General features: G+C 67.4%; 20 protein-coding genes. 8 read left to right on the top strand and 12 right to left on the bottom strand.

Annotation, left to right across the window (positions count from 1 at the left end; genetic code table 11):
- Positions 1 to 9: 9 nt before the first annotated feature.
- Genes IC40_RS0112895 through IC40_RS0112885 form a run of 3 tightly spaced genes read left to right on the top strand, consistent with a single transcriptional unit; the run spans position 10 to position 2,343 of the window.
- On the top strand, positions 10 to 591 hold the full coding sequence (locus tag IC40_RS0112895) for a DUF3000 domain-containing protein (RefSeq protein WP_030135126.1): 582 nt from the start codon (positions 10 to 12) through the stop codon (positions 589 to 591).
- A gap of 1 nt (position 592) precedes the next feature.
- Complete coding sequence (locus IC40_RS0112890; protein ID WP_030135125.1) at positions 593 to 1,846, top strand: HRDC domain-containing protein; 1,254 nt, start codon at positions 593 to 595, stop codon at positions 1,844 to 1,846.
- Between the two features lie 5 nt (positions 1,847 to 1,851).
- A complete protein-coding gene (locus IC40_RS0112885) occupies positions 1,852 to 2,343 on the top strand; it encodes a phosphate-starvation-inducible PsiE family protein (RefSeq protein WP_030135124.1) in 492 nt (163 codons plus the stop codon).
- Positions 2,344 to 2,354: 11 nt separating this feature from the next.
- Here the strand turns inward: IC40_RS0112885 and dxs are convergent, their stop codons facing one another.
- From dxs to IC40_RS0112870, 3 genes are all read right to left on the bottom strand, one after another.
- The gene (dxs, locus tag IC40_RS0112880) at positions 2,355 to 4,265 is read right to left on the bottom strand and encodes a 1-deoxy-D-xylulose-5-phosphate synthase (protein WP_030135123.1); all 1,911 of its coding nucleotides are present in this window, start codon (positions 4,263 to 4,265) and stop codon (positions 2,355 to 2,357) included.
- A gap of 27 nt (positions 4,266 to 4,292) precedes the next feature.
- Complete coding sequence (gene nhaA, locus IC40_RS0112875) at positions 4,293 to 5,594, bottom strand: Na+/H+ antiporter NhaA (protein WP_030135122.1); 1,302 nt, start codon at positions 5,592 to 5,594, stop codon at positions 4,293 to 4,295.
- Positions 5,595 to 5,672: 78 nt separating this feature from the next.
- On the bottom strand, positions 5,673 to 5,993 hold the full coding sequence (locus IC40_RS0112870) for a hypothetical protein (protein ID WP_138158113.1): 321 nt from the start codon (positions 5,991 to 5,993) through the stop codon (positions 5,673 to 5,675).
- A gap of 101 nt (positions 5,994 to 6,094) precedes the next feature.
- Between IC40_RS0112870 and IC40_RS0112865 the strand changes: the two genes are divergently transcribed.
- A complete protein-coding gene (locus IC40_RS0112865) occupies positions 6,095 to 6,637 on the top strand; it encodes a TetR/AcrR family transcriptional regulator (protein WP_030135120.1) in 543 nt (180 codons plus the stop codon).
- A 2-nt stretch (positions 6,638 to 6,639) separates the two neighbouring features.
- Here IC40_RS0112865 and IC40_RS0112860 read toward each other — a convergent pair whose 3' ends face one another.
- The 5 genes from IC40_RS0112860 to IC40_RS0112840 all read right to left on the bottom strand — a co-directional run bounded on the left by IC40_RS0112860 (position 6,640) and on the right by IC40_RS0112840 (position 11,160).
- Positions 6,640 to 7,173, bottom strand: a complete 534-nt coding sequence (locus tag IC40_RS0112860; RefSeq protein WP_030135119.1) for a membrane protein — start codon at positions 7,171 to 7,173, stop codon at positions 6,640 to 6,642.
- Between the two features lie 2 nt (positions 7,174 to 7,175).
- On the bottom strand, positions 7,176 to 7,451 hold the full coding sequence (locus tag IC40_RS0112855; protein WP_030135118.1) for a helix-turn-helix transcriptional regulator: 276 nt from the start codon (positions 7,449 to 7,451) through the stop codon (positions 7,176 to 7,178).
- A gap of 46 nt (positions 7,452 to 7,497) precedes the next feature.
- On the bottom strand, positions 7,498 to 7,800 hold the full coding sequence (locus IC40_RS26865; RefSeq protein WP_138158114.1) for a hypothetical protein: 303 nt from the start codon (positions 7,798 to 7,800) through the stop codon (positions 7,498 to 7,500).
- 184 nt (positions 7,801 to 7,984) lie between these two features.
- Positions 7,985 to 9,160 (bottom strand): class I SAM-dependent RNA methyltransferase, encoded by a 1,176-nt coding sequence (locus IC40_RS0112845; protein ID WP_030135116.1) that lies wholly within the window; start codon positions 9,158 to 9,160, stop codon positions 7,985 to 7,987.
- Positions 9,157 to 11,160: an APC family permease gene (locus IC40_RS0112840; protein WP_191293373.1), complete on the bottom strand. Its 2,004-nt coding sequence runs from the start codon at positions 11,158 to 11,160 to the stop codon at positions 9,157 to 9,159. Before IC40_RS0112840 ends, IC40_RS0112845 begins: the two co-directional genes overlap by 4 nt.
- Before the next feature lie 102 nt (positions 11,161 to 11,262).
- Between IC40_RS0112840 and IC40_RS0112835 the strand changes: the two genes are divergently transcribed.
- Positions 11,263 to 11,931 (top strand): potassium channel family protein, encoded by a 669-nt coding sequence (locus IC40_RS0112835; protein ID WP_090559184.1) that lies wholly within the window; start codon positions 11,263 to 11,265, stop codon positions 11,929 to 11,931.
- The gene (locus tag IC40_RS0112830) at positions 11,928 to 12,593 is read left to right on the top strand and encodes a potassium channel family protein (protein WP_030135113.1); all 666 of its coding nucleotides are present in this window, start codon (positions 11,928 to 11,930) and stop codon (positions 12,591 to 12,593) included. Before IC40_RS0112835 ends, IC40_RS0112830 begins: the two co-directional genes overlap by 4 nt.
- Here IC40_RS0112830 and IC40_RS0112825 read toward each other — a convergent pair.
- Complete coding sequence (locus IC40_RS0112825; RefSeq protein ID WP_030135112.1) at positions 12,567 to 13,232, bottom strand: DUF3159 domain-containing protein; 666 nt, start codon at positions 13,230 to 13,232, stop codon at positions 12,567 to 12,569. The two genes, IC40_RS0112830 and IC40_RS0112825, sit on opposite strands and share 27 nt — an antisense overlap.
- Complete coding sequence (locus tag IC40_RS0112820; protein WP_019512968.1) at positions 13,229 to 13,600, bottom strand: OB-fold nucleic acid binding domain-containing protein; 372 nt, start codon at positions 13,598 to 13,600, stop codon at positions 13,229 to 13,231. Before IC40_RS0112820 ends, IC40_RS0112825 begins: the two co-directional genes overlap by 4 nt.
- A 109-nt stretch (positions 13,601 to 13,709) precedes the next feature.
- On the opposite strand from IC40_RS0112820, the gene IC40_RS0112815 reads away from it, so the two are divergent.
- Entirely contained in the window at positions 13,710 to 14,411 is a 702-nt protein-coding gene (locus tag IC40_RS0112815; RefSeq protein ID WP_030135111.1) for a hypothetical protein, read from the top strand.
- Here the strand turns inward: IC40_RS0112815 and IC40_RS0112810 are convergent.
- Together IC40_RS0112810 and dut are read right to left on the bottom strand one after the other, a co-directional pair.
- Complete coding sequence (locus IC40_RS0112810) at positions 14,408 to 15,115, bottom strand: DUF3710 domain-containing protein (RefSeq protein WP_030135110.1); 708 nt, start codon at positions 15,113 to 15,115, stop codon at positions 14,408 to 14,410. The two genes, IC40_RS0112815 and IC40_RS0112810, sit on opposite strands and share 4 nt — an antisense overlap.
- Complete coding sequence (gene dut, locus IC40_RS0112805) at positions 15,115 to 15,579, bottom strand: dUTP diphosphatase (protein ID WP_030135109.1); 465 nt, start codon at positions 15,577 to 15,579, stop codon at positions 15,115 to 15,117. The genes IC40_RS0112810 and dut overlap by 1 nt, the downstream gene beginning before the upstream one ends.
- A gap of 25 nt (positions 15,580 to 15,604) precedes the next feature.
- Between dut and IC40_RS0112800 the strand changes: the two genes are divergently transcribed.
- Positions 15,605 to 16,093, top strand: coding sequence for a DUF3093 domain-containing protein (locus IC40_RS0112800; RefSeq protein ID WP_030135108.1), 489 nt, complete (start codon positions 15,605 to 15,607; stop codon positions 16,091 to 16,093).
- The last annotated feature ends 2 nt before the right edge of the window (positions 16,094 to 16,095 follow it).

Here is a 16,095-nt window from a genome sequence, read left to right as displayed (position 1 = left end):
TCGCTGACTGTGACATCCGTCGAACCGGCTCAGTTCCGGACCGCAGTTGCGGCGATGAATGCCGCAACCGTGCGGCCGGAGATCGAGCTGGGTCCGATCCGCCCCCCGCAGCGATTGGCCCCGTTCAGCTACGCGCTGGGCGCCGAGGTCCGCCACCCGGACGTCGCGGTCGTGCCGGAGCGCTCCGACGGCGACGCCTTCGGTCGGCTGATCTTGCTGCACGATCCCGAGGGTGCCGAGGCCTGGGACGGCACCATGCGACTGGTTGCCTACATCCAGGCCGACCTGGACTCCACCGAGGCCGTCGATCCGCTGCTGCCGGAGGTTGCGTGGAGCTGGTTGGCCGACGCGCTGGCCGCGCACGCACAGGCGGTCACCGCCCTCGGCGGCACCGTCACCGCCACCACCTCGGTGCGCTACGGCGACATCTCCGGGCCCCCACGCGCCCATCAGCTCGAGCTGCGTGCCTCGTGGACGGCAACCGACCTGGAACTCGGCCCGCACGTGCAGGCATTCTGCGAGGTGCTGGAGCATGCGGCTGGATTACCGCCGGCCGGCGTGACGAGCTTGGGATCCCGCACCCGCGCCTGACATGACCGAATCAGAGGACTCCGGGGCCGCGCCCGAACCCGAGGCGACTCCCCTGCTGGCACCCGCAGGCGGCGTGCCGCCGGTAGCGCTGTACCCCAGCGACATGGTCAAGGCAGCCGACCTGCTTGCCGCCGGATCGGGCCCGTTCGCGATCGACGCCGAACGCGCGTCGGGCTTCCGATACTCCAACCGCGCCTACCTGATTCAGATCAAGCGCGCCGGATCGGGCATCGTGTTGATCGACCCGGTCAATCACGGCGGCGACACGCTGAAGGTCATGGCCCCGCTGGCCGAGGTGCTCAGCACCGACGAGTGGGTGCTGCATGCCGCCGACCAAGACCTGCCCTGCCTGGCGGAGCTGGGCATGACACCGCCGCGGCTCTACGACACCGAATTGGGTGCGCGGCTGGCCGGGTTCGAGCGCGTCAACCTCGCCGAGATGGTGCGCAGGCTGCTGGGCCTCGGTCTGGTGAAGGGGCATGGCGCCGCGGACTGGTCCAAGCGTCCGTTGCCCGCCGACTGGCTCAACTACGCGGCGCTGGATGTCGAGGTGCTCTTGGAGCTGCGTGAGGCGCTCGCGACGGTGCTCGCCGAACAGGGCAAGACCGACTGGGCGGCACAGGAATTCGAGCATCTGCGCACCGCCGAACCGACGGTCACCCGGCGTGACCGCTGGCGGCGGACATCGGGTATCCACAAGGTGCGCGACCCGCGCGCTCTGGCCGCCGTGCGCGAACTGTGGATCACCCGCGACCGCATTGCCCAGCGCCGCGATATCGCGCCGGGACGTATCCTGCCCGACGCCGCGATCGTCAGCGCCGCCACCAGCGACCCCGACACCATCGAAAAGCTCACCGCCTTGCCGGTTTTCGGCGGCAGTCGACAGCGCCGCAGCGCGCAGGTATGGCTGGACGCGCTGGCCAGGGCCCGCACCGACCCGGATCCACCGACGGGCGCCGAGCCCACCACCGGTCCGCCGCCGCCGGCTCGCTGGTCACGGCGCAAGCCGGAGGCCGCCGAACGGCTCGAGGCTGCGCGCGCCGCCCTTTCCGAACTCTCCGAACGTGTCTCGGTACCCACCGAGAATCTACTGACGCCCGATACCGTGCGCCGGTTGTGCTGGGACTGGCAGCCGGTGCCCGATGTGCGGGCAGCGGTCGAGGATTACCTGACGCAGGCCGGAGCGCGCCCGTGGCAGCGGGAGCTCACGGTGCCGGTGTTGACGCAAGCCTTGACCACACCCGCCGACGGGTAGCCGACATGGCCGAGAAGGAAGAAACGCACGACGAGAAGGACCGCCAGCGGTTCGCCGACCGCGTCCTGAGCATCGTCGAGGACGCCGTCTACTGGGGTATCGCGGTGATCCTGGTGGCCGGAGCGGTGGCCCTGCTGGTCGCCCAGGTCAAGACCATGTTCTCACTTCTGGACGCGCCGACCTCCAACGTGATGCTTGAGTTGCTGGACGGTGTCCTGCTGATCTTCATCTTCGTCGAACTGCTCTACGCGGTGCGAACGAGCCTGCGATCGCACGAGATTGCCGTCGAACCGTTTCTGATCGTCGGAATCCTGGCCTGCATCAAGGAGATCGTGGTGCAGTCAGTGGAGGCGGCGAAGCTGGTCGGCCAGGGCCCGGAATTCGCCAGGACCATCGTGCAGACCGGGGTGCTCGGCGCACTCGTACTTGTCCTGGCGATCGCGGCATGGGTACTGCGGCAACGCCGGCTGGCGGCGCCGCCCGACGAGGACGACTGAGCACAAGGTCGCTAGTCGACGCTGTTCTCGACCCGGTCCCCCACCGCTGAGCCCAGTGCGGCGACCCACCCGGTGATCTGTCGGGCGATGTGCTGATCGGTCAGGCCGACCTCGGCGAGGATCTCACCGCGCGACGCGTGCACCTGGAACTCCTGCGGCACACCCACGTCACGGCACGGCACATCGATCTCGTTGTGGCGCAACGCCGCCGACACCGAGGATCCGATACCACCGTGCAGACCGTTGTCCTCGACGGTGACCACCAGTTTGTGCGCCTTCGCCATGGCCTGCAACACCTCGGGCACGGGGAGCACCCAGCGCGGATCGACCACGGTGACGCCGATCCCCTGCTGCTGCAGACGCTGAGCGGCGGCCAGGCCCATCTGGGCGAACGACCCGACCGCGATCAGCAGTACGTCCTCGGTCAGTCCCGGTCCAGGTTTGGCGAGCACGTCGACACCGTCACGCCGCTCCAACGCCGGAATGTCTTCGCCGACAGCACCCTTGGGGAACCGGATCGCCGTCGGACCGTCCTTGACCTCGAGCGCCTCGCCCAGTTCCTCGCGTAGCCGGGCCGCATCGCGCGGGGCGGCCACCCGCATCCCGGGCACGATCCCCAGGATCGACATGTCCCAGACGCCGTTGTGACTGGCACCGTCGGGCCCCGTCACGCCCGCACGGTCGAGCACGATCGTCACCGGCAGGTTGTGTAGCGCAACGTCCATCATCATCTGGTCGAAGGCGCGGTTGAGGAAGGTCGAATACACCGCGACCACCGGGTGCATTCCCCCCATTGCCAGCCCGGCCGCCGAGGTCATCGCATGCTGTTCTGCGATACCGACATCGAACAGACGATCCGGGTATTGCTGGCCGAAAGCGCTCAATCCCGTTGGACCGGGCATGGCCGCGGTGATCGCGACGATATCGCGGCGCCGCCGGGCGATCCGGATGAGCTCGTCGGAGAACGTCGCGGTCCAGCCGGGCGCCGATTCGGAGGTCGCCAGACCGGTCAGCGGATCGATCACACCGCAGGCGTGCATCTGCTCGGCGACGTCGGCCTCGGCAGGCCCGTAGCCCATGCCCTTGCGGGTGACGACGTGCACGATGACGGGCGCGTTGAAACCACGGGCGTGCCGCAGCGCCGCTTCGACGGCGTGCTCGTCATGACCATCGATGGGGCCGACGTACTTCAGACCCAGATCGGTGAACATGGCCTGGGGCTGCAGCGCGTCCTTCAGGCCTGCCTTGACGCTGTGCATGCACTGGTAGCAGATCTCACCGATGACGGGGACCCCGCGCACGACATCACGGCCACGTTCGAGGAACTTCTCGTACCCCGGCTGCAGCTGCAGCGCGGCCAGGTGATCGGCAAGGCCACCGATGGTGGGCGCATAGCTGCGTCCGTTGTCGTTGACGACGATGACCACCGGCCGGTCGGACCCGGCGATATTGTTCAGCGCCTCCCAGCACATGCCACCGGTGAGCGCCCCGTCCCCGACGACGGCGACGACATGACGATTGCGGTGCCCGGACAGCTCGAAAGCCTTGGCCAGCCCGTCGGCGTAGGACAGTGCGGTGCTGGCATGGCTCGACTCGACCCAGTCGTGCTCGCTCTCGGCACGCGACGGATAACCGGACAACCCGTCCTTCATACGCAGTTGATCGAAGTCGTCGGCGCGGCCGGTCAGGATCTTGTGGACATAGGACTGATGCCCGGTGTCGAAGATGATCGGATCGTGCGGCGAGTCGAAAACCCGGTGCAGCGCCAGGGTGAGCTCGACGACCCCGAGGTTGGGGCCCAAATGTCCGCCGGTTGCAGCTACCTTGTGAATGAGGAATTCACGGATTTCGCCGGCCAGCTCGGTGAGCTGGGACTGCGACAGGCGCTGTAGATCTGCTGGTCCGCGGATCTGTTTAAGCATCCCGCCAGCTTACCCACGCACCATGGGTCAGTCCTGTCGAGGCTGGTAGATGTCGGGCACTCCGTCATGATCATCGTCGGCCGTTTCGGCCTCTTGAATTCGGCGGTAAGCGGCGTTTCTGGTGGCCAGCACCACCGCGGCGACGACTGCCGCGGTGAGCGAACCGGTCAGCACCCCTACCTTGACGAACTCTTCGCGTGTCGCGTCGCTGTAAGCCAAATCACCGATCAGCAACGACACGGTGAAACCGATGCCCGCCAACATCGACACCCCGAGGACGTCGACCCACCGCAGCGAACTGTCCAGTTCGGCGCGGGTGAGCTTCGACAGCGTCCAGGTGGTCAAGAAGATGCCGACCGGTTTGCCCAACACCAGGCCCGCCACGATGCCCAGGGTGATCGGATTCGTCAGCGCCTGGGCCAAGCCGCTGAATCCGCCGAGCGCGACGCCGGCGGCGAAGAAGGCGAACACCGGAATCGCCACGCCCGCGGACAGCGGACGGGTCTTGTGTTCGAAGTATTCGGCCATGCCGGAACCGAGGTCCTTACCGGCACGGGTGACCGATCGGTGCACCGGTACGGCGAAGCCGAGCAGCACGCCGGCAACGGTCGCGTGCACACCGGATTCGTGCATCAGCACCCACGTCGCGATGGACAGCGGGACCAGGATCCACCAGGCCTTGATGCCCCGTTGCACACAGAACGCGAACAGCGCCAGGGGGATGAGCGCCGCCGCGAGTGCGCCGATGTCGAGATCGTCGGTGTAGAACACCGCGATCACCGTGATGGCCAACAGGTCGTCGACGACCGCCAGGGTCAGCAGGAACATCCGCAGCGCCGACGGCAGATGGGTCGAGATCACCGCGAGCACGGCCACGGCGAACGCGATATCGGTGGCGGTGGGGATCGCCCAGCCGTGCAGCGCGCCCTCGCCTCCGCGCCATGCGATGGCGGCGAAGATCAGCGCGGGCGCCGCCATGCCGCCGACTGCCGCAGCGATCGGCAGCGCTGCACGACCCGGGTCGCGCAGGTCGCCGGCGACGAATTCCCGTTTGAGTTCCAGTCCCACCACGAAGAAGAAGATGGCCAGCAGACCGTCGGCGGCCCAGTGCCCGATCGACAGATACAGATGCAACCCGAACGGCTCGGCCCCGATCTCGAGGTCCCGCATCGCGAAATAGCTGCCCGCCCAAGGCGAATTGGCCCAGATGATGGCGGACGCCGCGGCGAGGAGCAGGATGACGCCGCCGACGGTCTCCTTGCGCAGGATCTCCGAGACCCGTTTGGCCTCGGGCCACGAGCCGAGGGTGAGCAGTCTGCGGTTGTTCATGAAGCTCCCTTGGTCAGCGCGAAATGAACGCCGACCAGACTTCCCGGCACACCGGTACGGAGATTACCGGTCGCGGTGTCACGCCGCCCGGGACCCGACGACGGGGACGTCGAGGGTCGCCTCGGGCGCGGTGCCGGCACCGCCGCGGTATCTGGCCAGGTACCGCTCGGAGTCACCGGACGGGCGTTGTTCGGCCCACAGGCTGGAAACCCCTCGACGAAGGCCCTTCCGAACGCCGATGACGGCCGCGCCGAAAGCACCGACCAGCACTGCGGCGGTCGCGATGAACCACGGGCTCCGCGCCGCCAGAGCGGCGACCGTCAGGCCGAGGCACAGGAATCCGACCAGCAGGCTGACGTAGCCGAGATAGATGACGGTCGTGCCCTTCCACTTCTTCATCATTCACTCCTTCATGCGATACGCTACGCGTTGCGTAGCGCTACGTATAGCGTAGCGCATAATGGAGGACGGACATTCCCGGGACCGAGAGGACACCATCGATGGCGGATTCCGACGAGGTCGGCAGTCGGATCACCGGGACCGCGCTGCACCTGTTGCGGTCAGCGGGACCCGGAGCGGTGACCATTCAGGCGGTTCAGGCCCAATCCGGAATCGCCAAGACCACCATCTACCGCCGGCACCAGGACCGGCGCGCCATGTTGCGCGCCGCTCTTTCGGAGTTGATGACACCCACACCGCCACCGCCCCGCGCCGACACCACCGACCGGCTGCACTGGCTGGTGCGCAACGCCGTCGCCGCAGTCGACGGTGGCATCGGATTCGGCGGCTTCGCCTCACTCCTGACCGACGAAGACCCAGAATTCAGCGGACTGTTCCGGGAAGTCCTCGGCAACCAGCGGGCGGCACTGGTCGTCGTCGTCGACGAGCTCAAGGCCGACGGCAGTATCCCGGCCGATATCGATCCGGAGGCGCTCATCGATGCCATTGTCGGGGCGTACGTCGCCGAAAGAGCACGCACCGGCCGGGTCGGCGACTGGGAGGGGCGACTGTTCGACCTGCTGTCGACCGCGCTGCGCAGCTGAGCTCAGACGTCCGGTTCGGGGTCGGGGCGGGTCCAGCCGAGGATCATCGCCGGGGTGCAACCGCCGATGAGCAACGTCGTCAAAGCCATCAAGCCGCCCGCATACGCCATGTTGGGATCAGTACCACCGGTGATGACAGACCCGAAGACGAGATAGAGCACCGGGATCATCACCAGGTTCTGGGTGACGGTGAGCCCGATCGACCGGGCACTGTTGCGCTGGGCTATCTCGAATTCGTCCAGCGCGCCCTGCGGCGCGTCGCCGCGACGACTGGACACGATCTGCATGGCGATCCAGGCCGGGAAGAACACCACGCACGCGGGTAGCCACAGCAGCGGCGCCCAGGACACGCCGAATGCGCACAACACGCTGACGCCGAACATCGCCACGAACGTCACCGCGAGGATTCCCACGAGAATCCGCCTGCGCCGCCTGCTGCGCCAACCGGGTAGCGAGTTCTCCCACACCTGTTCCTGCTTCAAAAACCGCCTGGTCCGGAAGTTCTGGTAGCGCTCGATCACATCCGCGTCAGCCATCGTCAATCGCCTCCCATGTCGCGTCGGTAGACCTGGCCGGACAACGGTGCGAACTCGGTCCGCGAGAACACCGCCTCGACCGGAAGATCGAACACATCGCAGATGCGGAACGCGAGATCGAGGCTCGGGTAATGATCGCCCCGTTCCAGCGCACCGACGGTCTGCGGGTTGACCTCGATGAGAGCCGCCAGGTCGGCCCGGCTCATACCGCGCTCCGCGCGCAGAACGCGGATGCGGTTGTGGATCGGGAGCGTTTCACCCCGTTTCACCGGACTCATACAAGCAATTGTTGGGAAAACCCAACGATCCGTCAAGTCAAAGCAATTATCCAGCCGGTAAAGATCGGCGACCAGCCGCGCCGGGCGGTCGCCGATCGCGATAGCGGGCCTCGTATACGCGCAAGTCAGCATCGGTGATCGGTTTCGCCCAGACGCTGCCGAACCGGCGCGCCCCCGTTCGGAACCCCGCGACGGCCGAAGCAAAGGCCACCGCCGACACGATGGCGCACACCATCGCCGAATCGCTCCCGACGGCCAGTGCTGCGACGAACAGGCCCAGCGATATGAAGCCGACGAGGAAGAGGACATAGCCGCCGTAGGCGACTGCCGTACCTGAGATCTTTTTCATGAACATTCACCCCGAAACGGCGGATACCCGCTGACGTGAAATCCACCGCTGCATTGTCGAGATTGTCAGAGGCGACGTCAGAGGCCCGGGGCCGTCTACCGCTCGACCGCACCACCGATCGCCGGCGGATTACGCGTTCTCTCCCGGGACGTGCACCTTGTCATGGTGCACCGCGCGGCCCGAGTCAGCGGGTCAGCACCGCCACACATTCGACATGATGGGTCAGCGGGAAAGAGTCGAACACGCGCAGCGACTCCACGTCGTAGCCGTGGCGTCGGTACTCACCGATATCCCGCGCGAACGATGCTGCCTCACAACCGATATGAACAACCCGCGGCACACCGGCCAGCGCATCGATGACCTCACGGCCGGCACCGGAACGCGGCGGGTCGAGCACCGCGACGTCGGGACGCGATGGTTCGGCGGCCACCACCCGGCGCACGGAGTCGGTCACCACCGATACCTGAGGGGCATCCGCAAGCGCCGCCCGCGCCGATCGCGCCGCACCTCGGGAGGTGTCGACGGTGAGAACCCGGCCGCTCTCCCCCACGGCGTCGGCCAGCACCGACGCGAACACCCCGGCACCGCCGTACAGGTCCCACGCCGTGCCACCCGGTTGTGCACCGGCGACGCTACCGATGAGCTCGCTGTAGGTGCGCGGAGCATCCTTGTGCGCCTGCCAGAAAGCCGTCACCGGAACGCGCCATCGCCGACCGCCGATCTCCTGCACGGCCTCGTAGTCGCCCTCCACCACCTGGGTGCTCACCTTGCGTCCGGTGCGCGGTCCGGCCTGTACGACATGGCGACGACCGAGATCGTCGACGGCGATGTGTAGCTGCGCCCCTGGCGGCCAACGCGATCCATCGATGCCCTCGAGCATTCCGGCGGGCAGCTGCGCACAGTGCAGCGATTCGGCCAATTCGTCACTGTGGTAGCGGTGGAACCCGGCACGACCGGCGTCCGAGACGTCCAGTCGGACACGGGTGCGCCAACCGGTGGCACCCCCCGTTCCCACCTGCTCGGCCTCCCCGGACCACTCGAACCCGCCGAGCCTGCTCAGCTGGTTGGCCACCACGTCGCCCTTGATCCGGCGCGCCGCAGCGGGTTGCACGAACGCCAGATCGCAGCATCCCGAACCCTCGGCCCCGGCGATGGAGCACAGCGAGTCGATTCGGTCGGGCGAGGCCTCGATGACCTCCACAACATCTGCGTGCCAATAGGATCCGCGCTCGGAGACCACCCGCACCCGGACCACCTCGCCCGGCAGTGCGTACCGCACGAACACCACGCGCCCGTCGTGACGGGCGACACAGCTGCCCCCGTTGGCCGCCGGCCCGGTGGTCAGCGTCAGCTCGATCAATCCAGAAATCCTCTGCGTGCATCGCCGGGGGCCGATTGCGGTTGCATGGTCTTGAGCCGCTCCGACGAGTTGAGCTGCCAGGGTACCGAAGTGACCATCACGTTCGGCTCGAAGAGCAGCCGACCCTTCAGCCGCAACGCGCTCTGATTGTGCAGTACCTGCTCCCACCAGTGCCCGACGACGTACTCGGGAATGAACACCGTGACGACCGTGCGCGGCGACTCCCGCGTCACCCGCTTCACGTAATCCAGTACCGGCCTGGTGATTTCACGGTACGGCGAGGCAATGACCTTCAGCGGTGTGCTGACGTCGCTCTCCTCCCAGAGGTGCACCAGCTCGCGGGTCTCGGCGTCGTCGACACTGACCGTGATCGCCTCCAGCACATCCGGCCGGGTGGCTCGCGCGTAGGCCAGTGCGCGGCGGGTGGGCAGATGCAGCTTGGACACCAGCACCACGGCGTGGTTGCGGCTGGGCAGCACCACGTCCTCGAGTTCGGCTTCCTGCTCGTCGAGTTCGCGCGCCACGGTGTCGTAGTGCCTGCGGATCATCTTCATCAGCACGAACAGCGATCCCATGGCCAGGATGGCGATCCACGCACCGGCCATGAACTTGGTGATCACGACGACCACCAGCACGGTGCCGGTGCACACACAGCCGACGGCGTTGATCACCCGTGAGCGCATCATGTGCCGACGCACGGCCGGGTCCGTCTCGACCTTCAGATACCGCGTCCAGTGCCGCACCATCCCGATCTGGCTGAGCGTGAAAGAGACGAAGACGCCCACGATGTAGAGCTGGATCAGGTGGGTGACCTCGGCCTGGAACGCCACCACGAAGGCAATGGCCGCGAATGCCAGGAACAGGATCCCGTTGGAGAATGCCAGCCGGTCACCGCGGGTGTGCAGCTGCCGCGGCAGAAATCGGTCCTGGGCCAGGATCGACCCCAGCACCGGGAATCCGTTGAACGCGGTGTTGGCCGCCAGCACCAGGATCAGCGCAGTCACCCCGGCGATGGCGTACAGGCCGACCGGGAAGTCGTGGAACACCGCGTCGGCGAGCTGGGCGATCAGCGTCTTCTGGTGATATCCCGCCGGGGCACCCACCAACTGGGTCTCCGGGTGCTCGGCGATCTTCACGCCGGTCTCCTTGGCCAACAGGATGATCCCCATGAACAGCGTGGTGGCGACCGCTCCCAGCATCAGCAGCGTCGAGGCCGCATTGCGCGATTTGGGTTTCTGGAATGCGGGGACACCGTTGCTGATGGCCTCCACACCGGTCAGGGCCGCACAACCGGACGAGAACGCCCGCGCCACCAGGAACACCATGGCCACCGCCATGAGGTCACCGTGCTCGGAATGCACATCGAAGGACGCCGACTCCGCGCGCAGCTCGTGGCCCAGCACGTAGATCTGGAACAGACCCCACCCCAGCATCACGAAGATCCCGACCATGAAGGCATAGGTGGGGATGGCGAAGGCGGTGCCCGACTCGCGGATGCCGCGCAGGTTCAGCGCGGCGAGCACGAGGATCGCCAGCACCGCGAACAACACCTTGTGCTGATTGACGAACGGGATCGCCGATCCGATGTTGGCCATCGCCGAGGACATCGAGACGGCCACGGTAAGGACGTAGTCGACCAGCAGCGCGCTGGCCACCGTCAATCCCGCGGTGCCACCCAGGTTGGTGGTCACCACCTCGTAGTCGCCACCGCCGGAGGGGTAGGCATGGACGTTCTGCCGGTAGCTGGCGATCACGATCATCATCACCAGCGCAACGGCAAGACCGATCCAGGGCGCGAACGAGTACGCCGCCAAGCCGGCCACCGAGAGGACCAGGAAGATCTCCTCGGGTGCGTAGGCAACCGAGGACAACGCGTCGGAGGCGAACACCGGCAGCGCGATCCGCTTGGGCAACAGCGTGTGGGACAGCTTGTCGCTGCGGAACGGTCTTCCCAGGACCAACCGCCTGGCGGCGGTCGAAAGCTTGGACACGAGTGCCAAGAGTAGGCGCAGCGACGATTGGCTGTAGCGTTCCGGGTGCGCCGGGACACCGGTGTGTTGGATATGGCGGTATTCCTGGACGACGGCCAGAGAGGACCGAGTGTGCGGGTAGTGGTGATGGGGTGCGGCCGGGTCGGCGCATCGCTGGCTGACGGACTGTCCAGGATCGGACACGAGGTGGCCGTGATCGATCGTGATTCCACCGCGTTCAACCGGCTGTCCCCGGAGTTCACCGGCGAGCGCGTGCTCGGCATGGGATTCGACCGGGATGTGCTGCTGCGTGCGGGAATCCAGGAGGCGGGCGCCTTCGCCGCGGTCTCCTCCGGTGACAATTCCAACATCATCTCCGCGCGTGTCGCACGAGAGACCTTCGGCGTCGAGCGCGTCGTGGCGCGCATCTACGACGCCAAACGCGCGGCGGTCTACGAACGCTTGGGCATTCCCACCGTCGCGACGGTGCCGTGGACGACCGACCGGCTGCTCAACGTGCTGACCAGGGAGTCCGAGACCACCAAGTGGCGGGACCCGTCGGGCAATGTCGGCGTGGCCGAGCTCCCGCTGCATCAGGACTGGGCCGGTCATCCGGTGACCGAGCTGGAGACCACCACCGGTGGCCGGGTTGCGTTCCTACTGCGCATGGGCAGTGGTCTGCTCCCGGATGCCAAGACCATCATCCAGGCCGGTGACCAGGTCTTCATCGCCGCGATCTCCGGTCACATCGCCGAGGCCATGGCGATCTCGGCTCTACCGCCCAGCGAGGACGACGCATGAAGGTGGCCATTGCCGGAGCCGGCGCCGTGGGCCGGTCCATCGCCCGTGAACTCGTTTCCAACCACGAGGTCACGCTGCTGGAGCGCGATCCCGAACACATCGACGTCGACGCCATCCCGGCGGCGCACTGGCGTCTCGGCGACGCCTGCGAGTTGAGCCTGCTGGAGTCGGTGCGGCTCGAGGAATTCGACGTGGTGATCGCCGCCACCGGTGACGACAAGGCCAATGTCGTGTTGAGCCTGCTCGCCAAGACGGAGTTCGCGGTGCCGCGGGTGGTGGCGCGGGTGAACGATCCTCGCAACGAGTGGCTCTTCGACGAGAACTGGGGTGTCGACGTCGCGGTGTCCACCCCACGCATGCTGGCCTCCCTGGTCGAGGAGGCGGTGGCGGTGGGAGACCTGGTGCGGCTGCTCAGTTTCCGCAAGGGCCAGGCCAACCTGGTGGAGATCACCCTGCCCGACGACACCCCGTGGGGCGGCAAGGCCGTCAAGCGCCTCAATCTGCCGCGTGACGCGTCACTGGTGACCATCCTGCGCGGCCAGCGGGTGATTGTCCCCGAAGGTGACGAACCCTTGGAGGGTGGCGACGAGCTGGTTTTCGTGGCCACCACCGAGGCCGAGGACGATCTACGCCAGCTACTCCTGCGGCCGCAGGCGCGCTGAGTCCTGCAGCGCCTTCTGCGCGGCACGGATGGCGAACCAGGTGATGACGGCCGCCACCCCGGTCAACGGCCAGCCCATGGCGATCCTGGCCACACCGAGCATGCCGACGTCGTCGGCGTCGTAGAGGTGACGCTGCACGACGAACCGCGATGCGAAGACGATCGCCCACGCGAAGGTCGCCACATCGAAGGCGAGCACCGCCCGGCGCACCGAGCGCCAATCCCTACCGTGACCGCTGAACCAACCCCAGGCGTAACCCACCAACGGTCGGCGGATCACGATCGACACGGTGAAGACCGCGGCGTAGACCAGCGACATCCAGATCCCGTAGGCGAAGTAGCCGCGTGATTCACCGAGCCACCAGGCGATCAGCGCGCTGATCCCGACGCCGATGAAACCGGATACCGCGGGCTGCACCGTCTCACGCCGGATCAACCGCCACACCAGGACCAGCGCCGCCACCCCGAGTGCCGCCCAGATCGCGGGCATCAGACCGAACTTGGTGGACACCGGCACGAACACCAGGACCGGCAGCGAGGAGTAGATCAGGCCGCTGATGCCGCCCATCTGGTCCAGGATCGCCTGGCCGCCCTTCTTGGCGGGTTCCTCGGCGGTGACTTCGGAGGTATCCCCCGTCACTTCTGGATCTCGTAGTGCGGGTTGTAGATCGCCTTCGCACCGTTGTCGAGCTTGCCGATTCGTCCATGCACACGCAGGGTCCGGCCGGTCTCGATACCGGGGATGCGCCGCTGGCCCAGCCAGACCAGCATCACCGCATCGGTCCCGTCGAACAGTTCGGCCTTGACGCCCCCGGCGCAGGCCTTGCCGTTGCATTCGACGCTGCGCAGCGTGCCGACCATGGTGACTTCCTGACCGCGCTCGCAGTCGATGGCCTTCTGCGCGCCGGTGCCGGCGGCCTCATCGCTGAGTTCCTCGACATCGCGTTGCTCGGGATCTTCCGTCAACCGGCGGGTAAGCCGGCGAAGATACCCCTCGGCGGTAGCCATGACCTCTCCCTCACCGCGAATCGTCTTCGATCCGCATACTGACCAACGCCACCGTAGACCTGTTGGTTCCGATTCGCCACGCCGGGCATCGGCGCGGCACGATCGGATGATGACCGTCGACTTGACAGGCGTCACGACCGTTCTGATGGCAGGCACCGGATCCGACGACGACTACGCCTATCGCGCCTTCGCCGAGCCGCTGCACGCGGTGGGCGCGGTGGTACTCACCCCGGCTCCCGACCCGCACGGGTTGATCGACGGCTATCTGGCGGCGCTGACCGAGACCGCCGCGGCGGCCGGTCCGATCGCGGTCGGCGGGGTGTCGATCGGCGCGGCCGTCGCCGCACACTGGGCGTTGGCCCACCCGGACAGCACCGTCGCGGTGCTCGCCGCGCTGCCCGCCTGGTCGGGGGCGCCCGGGGACGCCGTGGCCGCGCTGGCGGCACGCGCGTCGGCGCATCAGCTACGCACCGAGGGGCTGGCGCCGACGATCACCGCGATGCGGGCATCGAGTCCGGCCTGGCTGGCCGAGGAGTTGGCCCGGTCATGGGCCGGGCAGTGGCCGGGCCTGCCCGATGCGATGGAGGAGGCCGCCGGATATGTGGCTCCGACGGTCGATGAACTACGCACGCTGACGGTGCCGATGGGCATTGCCGCGGCCATCGATGACCCGATCCATCCCGGGCAGGTCGGCTACGAGTGGGCCGCCGCGGCGCCGCGCGCCGCACTGCAGACGGTGACCCTCGACGAGATCGGAGCCGACCCGGCACGCCTCGGTGCGGCCTGCCTGACCGCTCTGAGCGGGCTCTAGCCGCCGGTGATGGTGCTGCGCATCTGCTGCATCGCGGTGCCTTGCGCGCTGCGCCGCGCTGCGGGTTCCGGCGGGACCTGCCCCTGAGCCTGGGCTTGGGCCTGCTGAGCGGCGGCCTGCTGGGCCGCCGCGGCACGCAGCTGGGCGGCCATCGCCTCCGGCAGCTGCACAGCCAGCGGTGTGCGCACCGGCAACGGCGTGTCACCGCGACGAACAACCGTGTCGGCCAACGCTTCTCGCGCTTCGACCGCCAGCGCGTCGACCTTTTCCGGGAGCCCGTTGACGACACAGCGGATCATCCACCGGTAACCGTCGACACCGATGAAGCGCACCACGCCGGGCTGCTGCCCCTGTGGAACCGAAGTGCTGGCACCGACGACCTCACGGCCCCACTTGCCGTCCTCGATGCGCACCTTGGCGCCGTCCTTGCGCAGCGACTCAGCCAGCTCGGTGGCCACCTCACGCCACAGCCCCGCCGACTTCGGCGCCGCGTACGCCGCAATCGTGAACCGGCCGTTGGGCGTGACCACCCAGACCGAGCTCGGCACACCCTGATCGGTGAGCTCCACCTGCACCTGACCGGCGGCCGGCAGCGGGATGAGCACCGAACCGAGGTCCAGGCGCGCCACCGTCGCGGACTCCGGGTCGTCGAAGTCCTCGATGTCGAACGGGCCGTCGAAATCTTCGTCGTCGTTATCTGTCATCACAAACTCGCATGTCCGCCTGAAGAGCCGTGGCCACCACTGCCACGGGAAGTGTCAGCCAGCCCGGCCTCGTCGAATGACGAGACCTCGACCAGCTCCGGAAGCTCGACCCGCTGAACCAACAACTGTGCGATGCGATCTCCGCGTCGCACCGCTATCGGCTGCTGCGGATCGAGGTTGATCAACGCCACCTTGATCTCACCACGGTACCCGGCGTCGACGGTTCCTGGACTATTCACGATCGAAAGACCCACGCGCGTAGCCAATCCCGACCGCGGGTGGATCAGACCGACCATCCCGTGCGGGATGGCCACCGCGATCCCGGTCGGGACCAGGCTGCGATGCCCCGGCGCGAGGTCGACATCGACGGCGCTGTACAGGTCTACGCCGGCATCACCGTCGTGCGCCCGGCTGGGCATCGGAAGGTCGCGATCCAATCGCACGACCGGCAGAGAAGAGGGCACGGGCGCAAAGATTACTCTTGGGCACGTGTCCGATACGCGCGCCATCGCCCAAACCGTGCGCTACCGCGAGCGACTCCGGGTCCCGTGGTGGTTCTGGCTGCCCGGACTGGGCCTCGCCGCACTGATCGCCGCCGAGGTCAACATGGGCGTGGCCGCCCTGCCGGACTGGGTGCCCTATGCGGTGCTGCTCCCCGTTGCGGCGGCGGCGCTGATGTGGATGGGACGGATGGAAGTCCGGGTCGTCCAGAACGGCACCTCAGACGAGGCGCCGGTCGAGTTGTGGGCGGGTCCGGCACATCTGCCGGTGAACCTGATCGCCCGGTCGGCCGAGGTTCCCCGATCGGCCAAATCGTCGGCCCTGGGTCGCCAACTGGACCCAGCGGCCTATGTGCTGCACCGGGCCTGGGTCGGCCCGATGGTGCTGGTGGTACTCGACGATCCCGATGATCCGACCCCCTATTGGCTGGTCAGTTGCCGGCACCCGGACCGGGTGCTGGCGGCCCTGCGCAGCTGACT

It is taken from the genome of Mycolicibacterium neoaurum ATCC 25795 (genome assembly GCF_000691525.1).
GTDB classification, from domain to species: Bacteria; Actinomycetota; Actinomycetes; order Mycobacteriales; family Mycobacteriaceae; genus Mycobacterium; species Mycobacterium neoaurum.
Note: the sequence above shows the minus strand (reverse complement) of the source record. Positions and strands in the feature narration are given on the sequence as shown.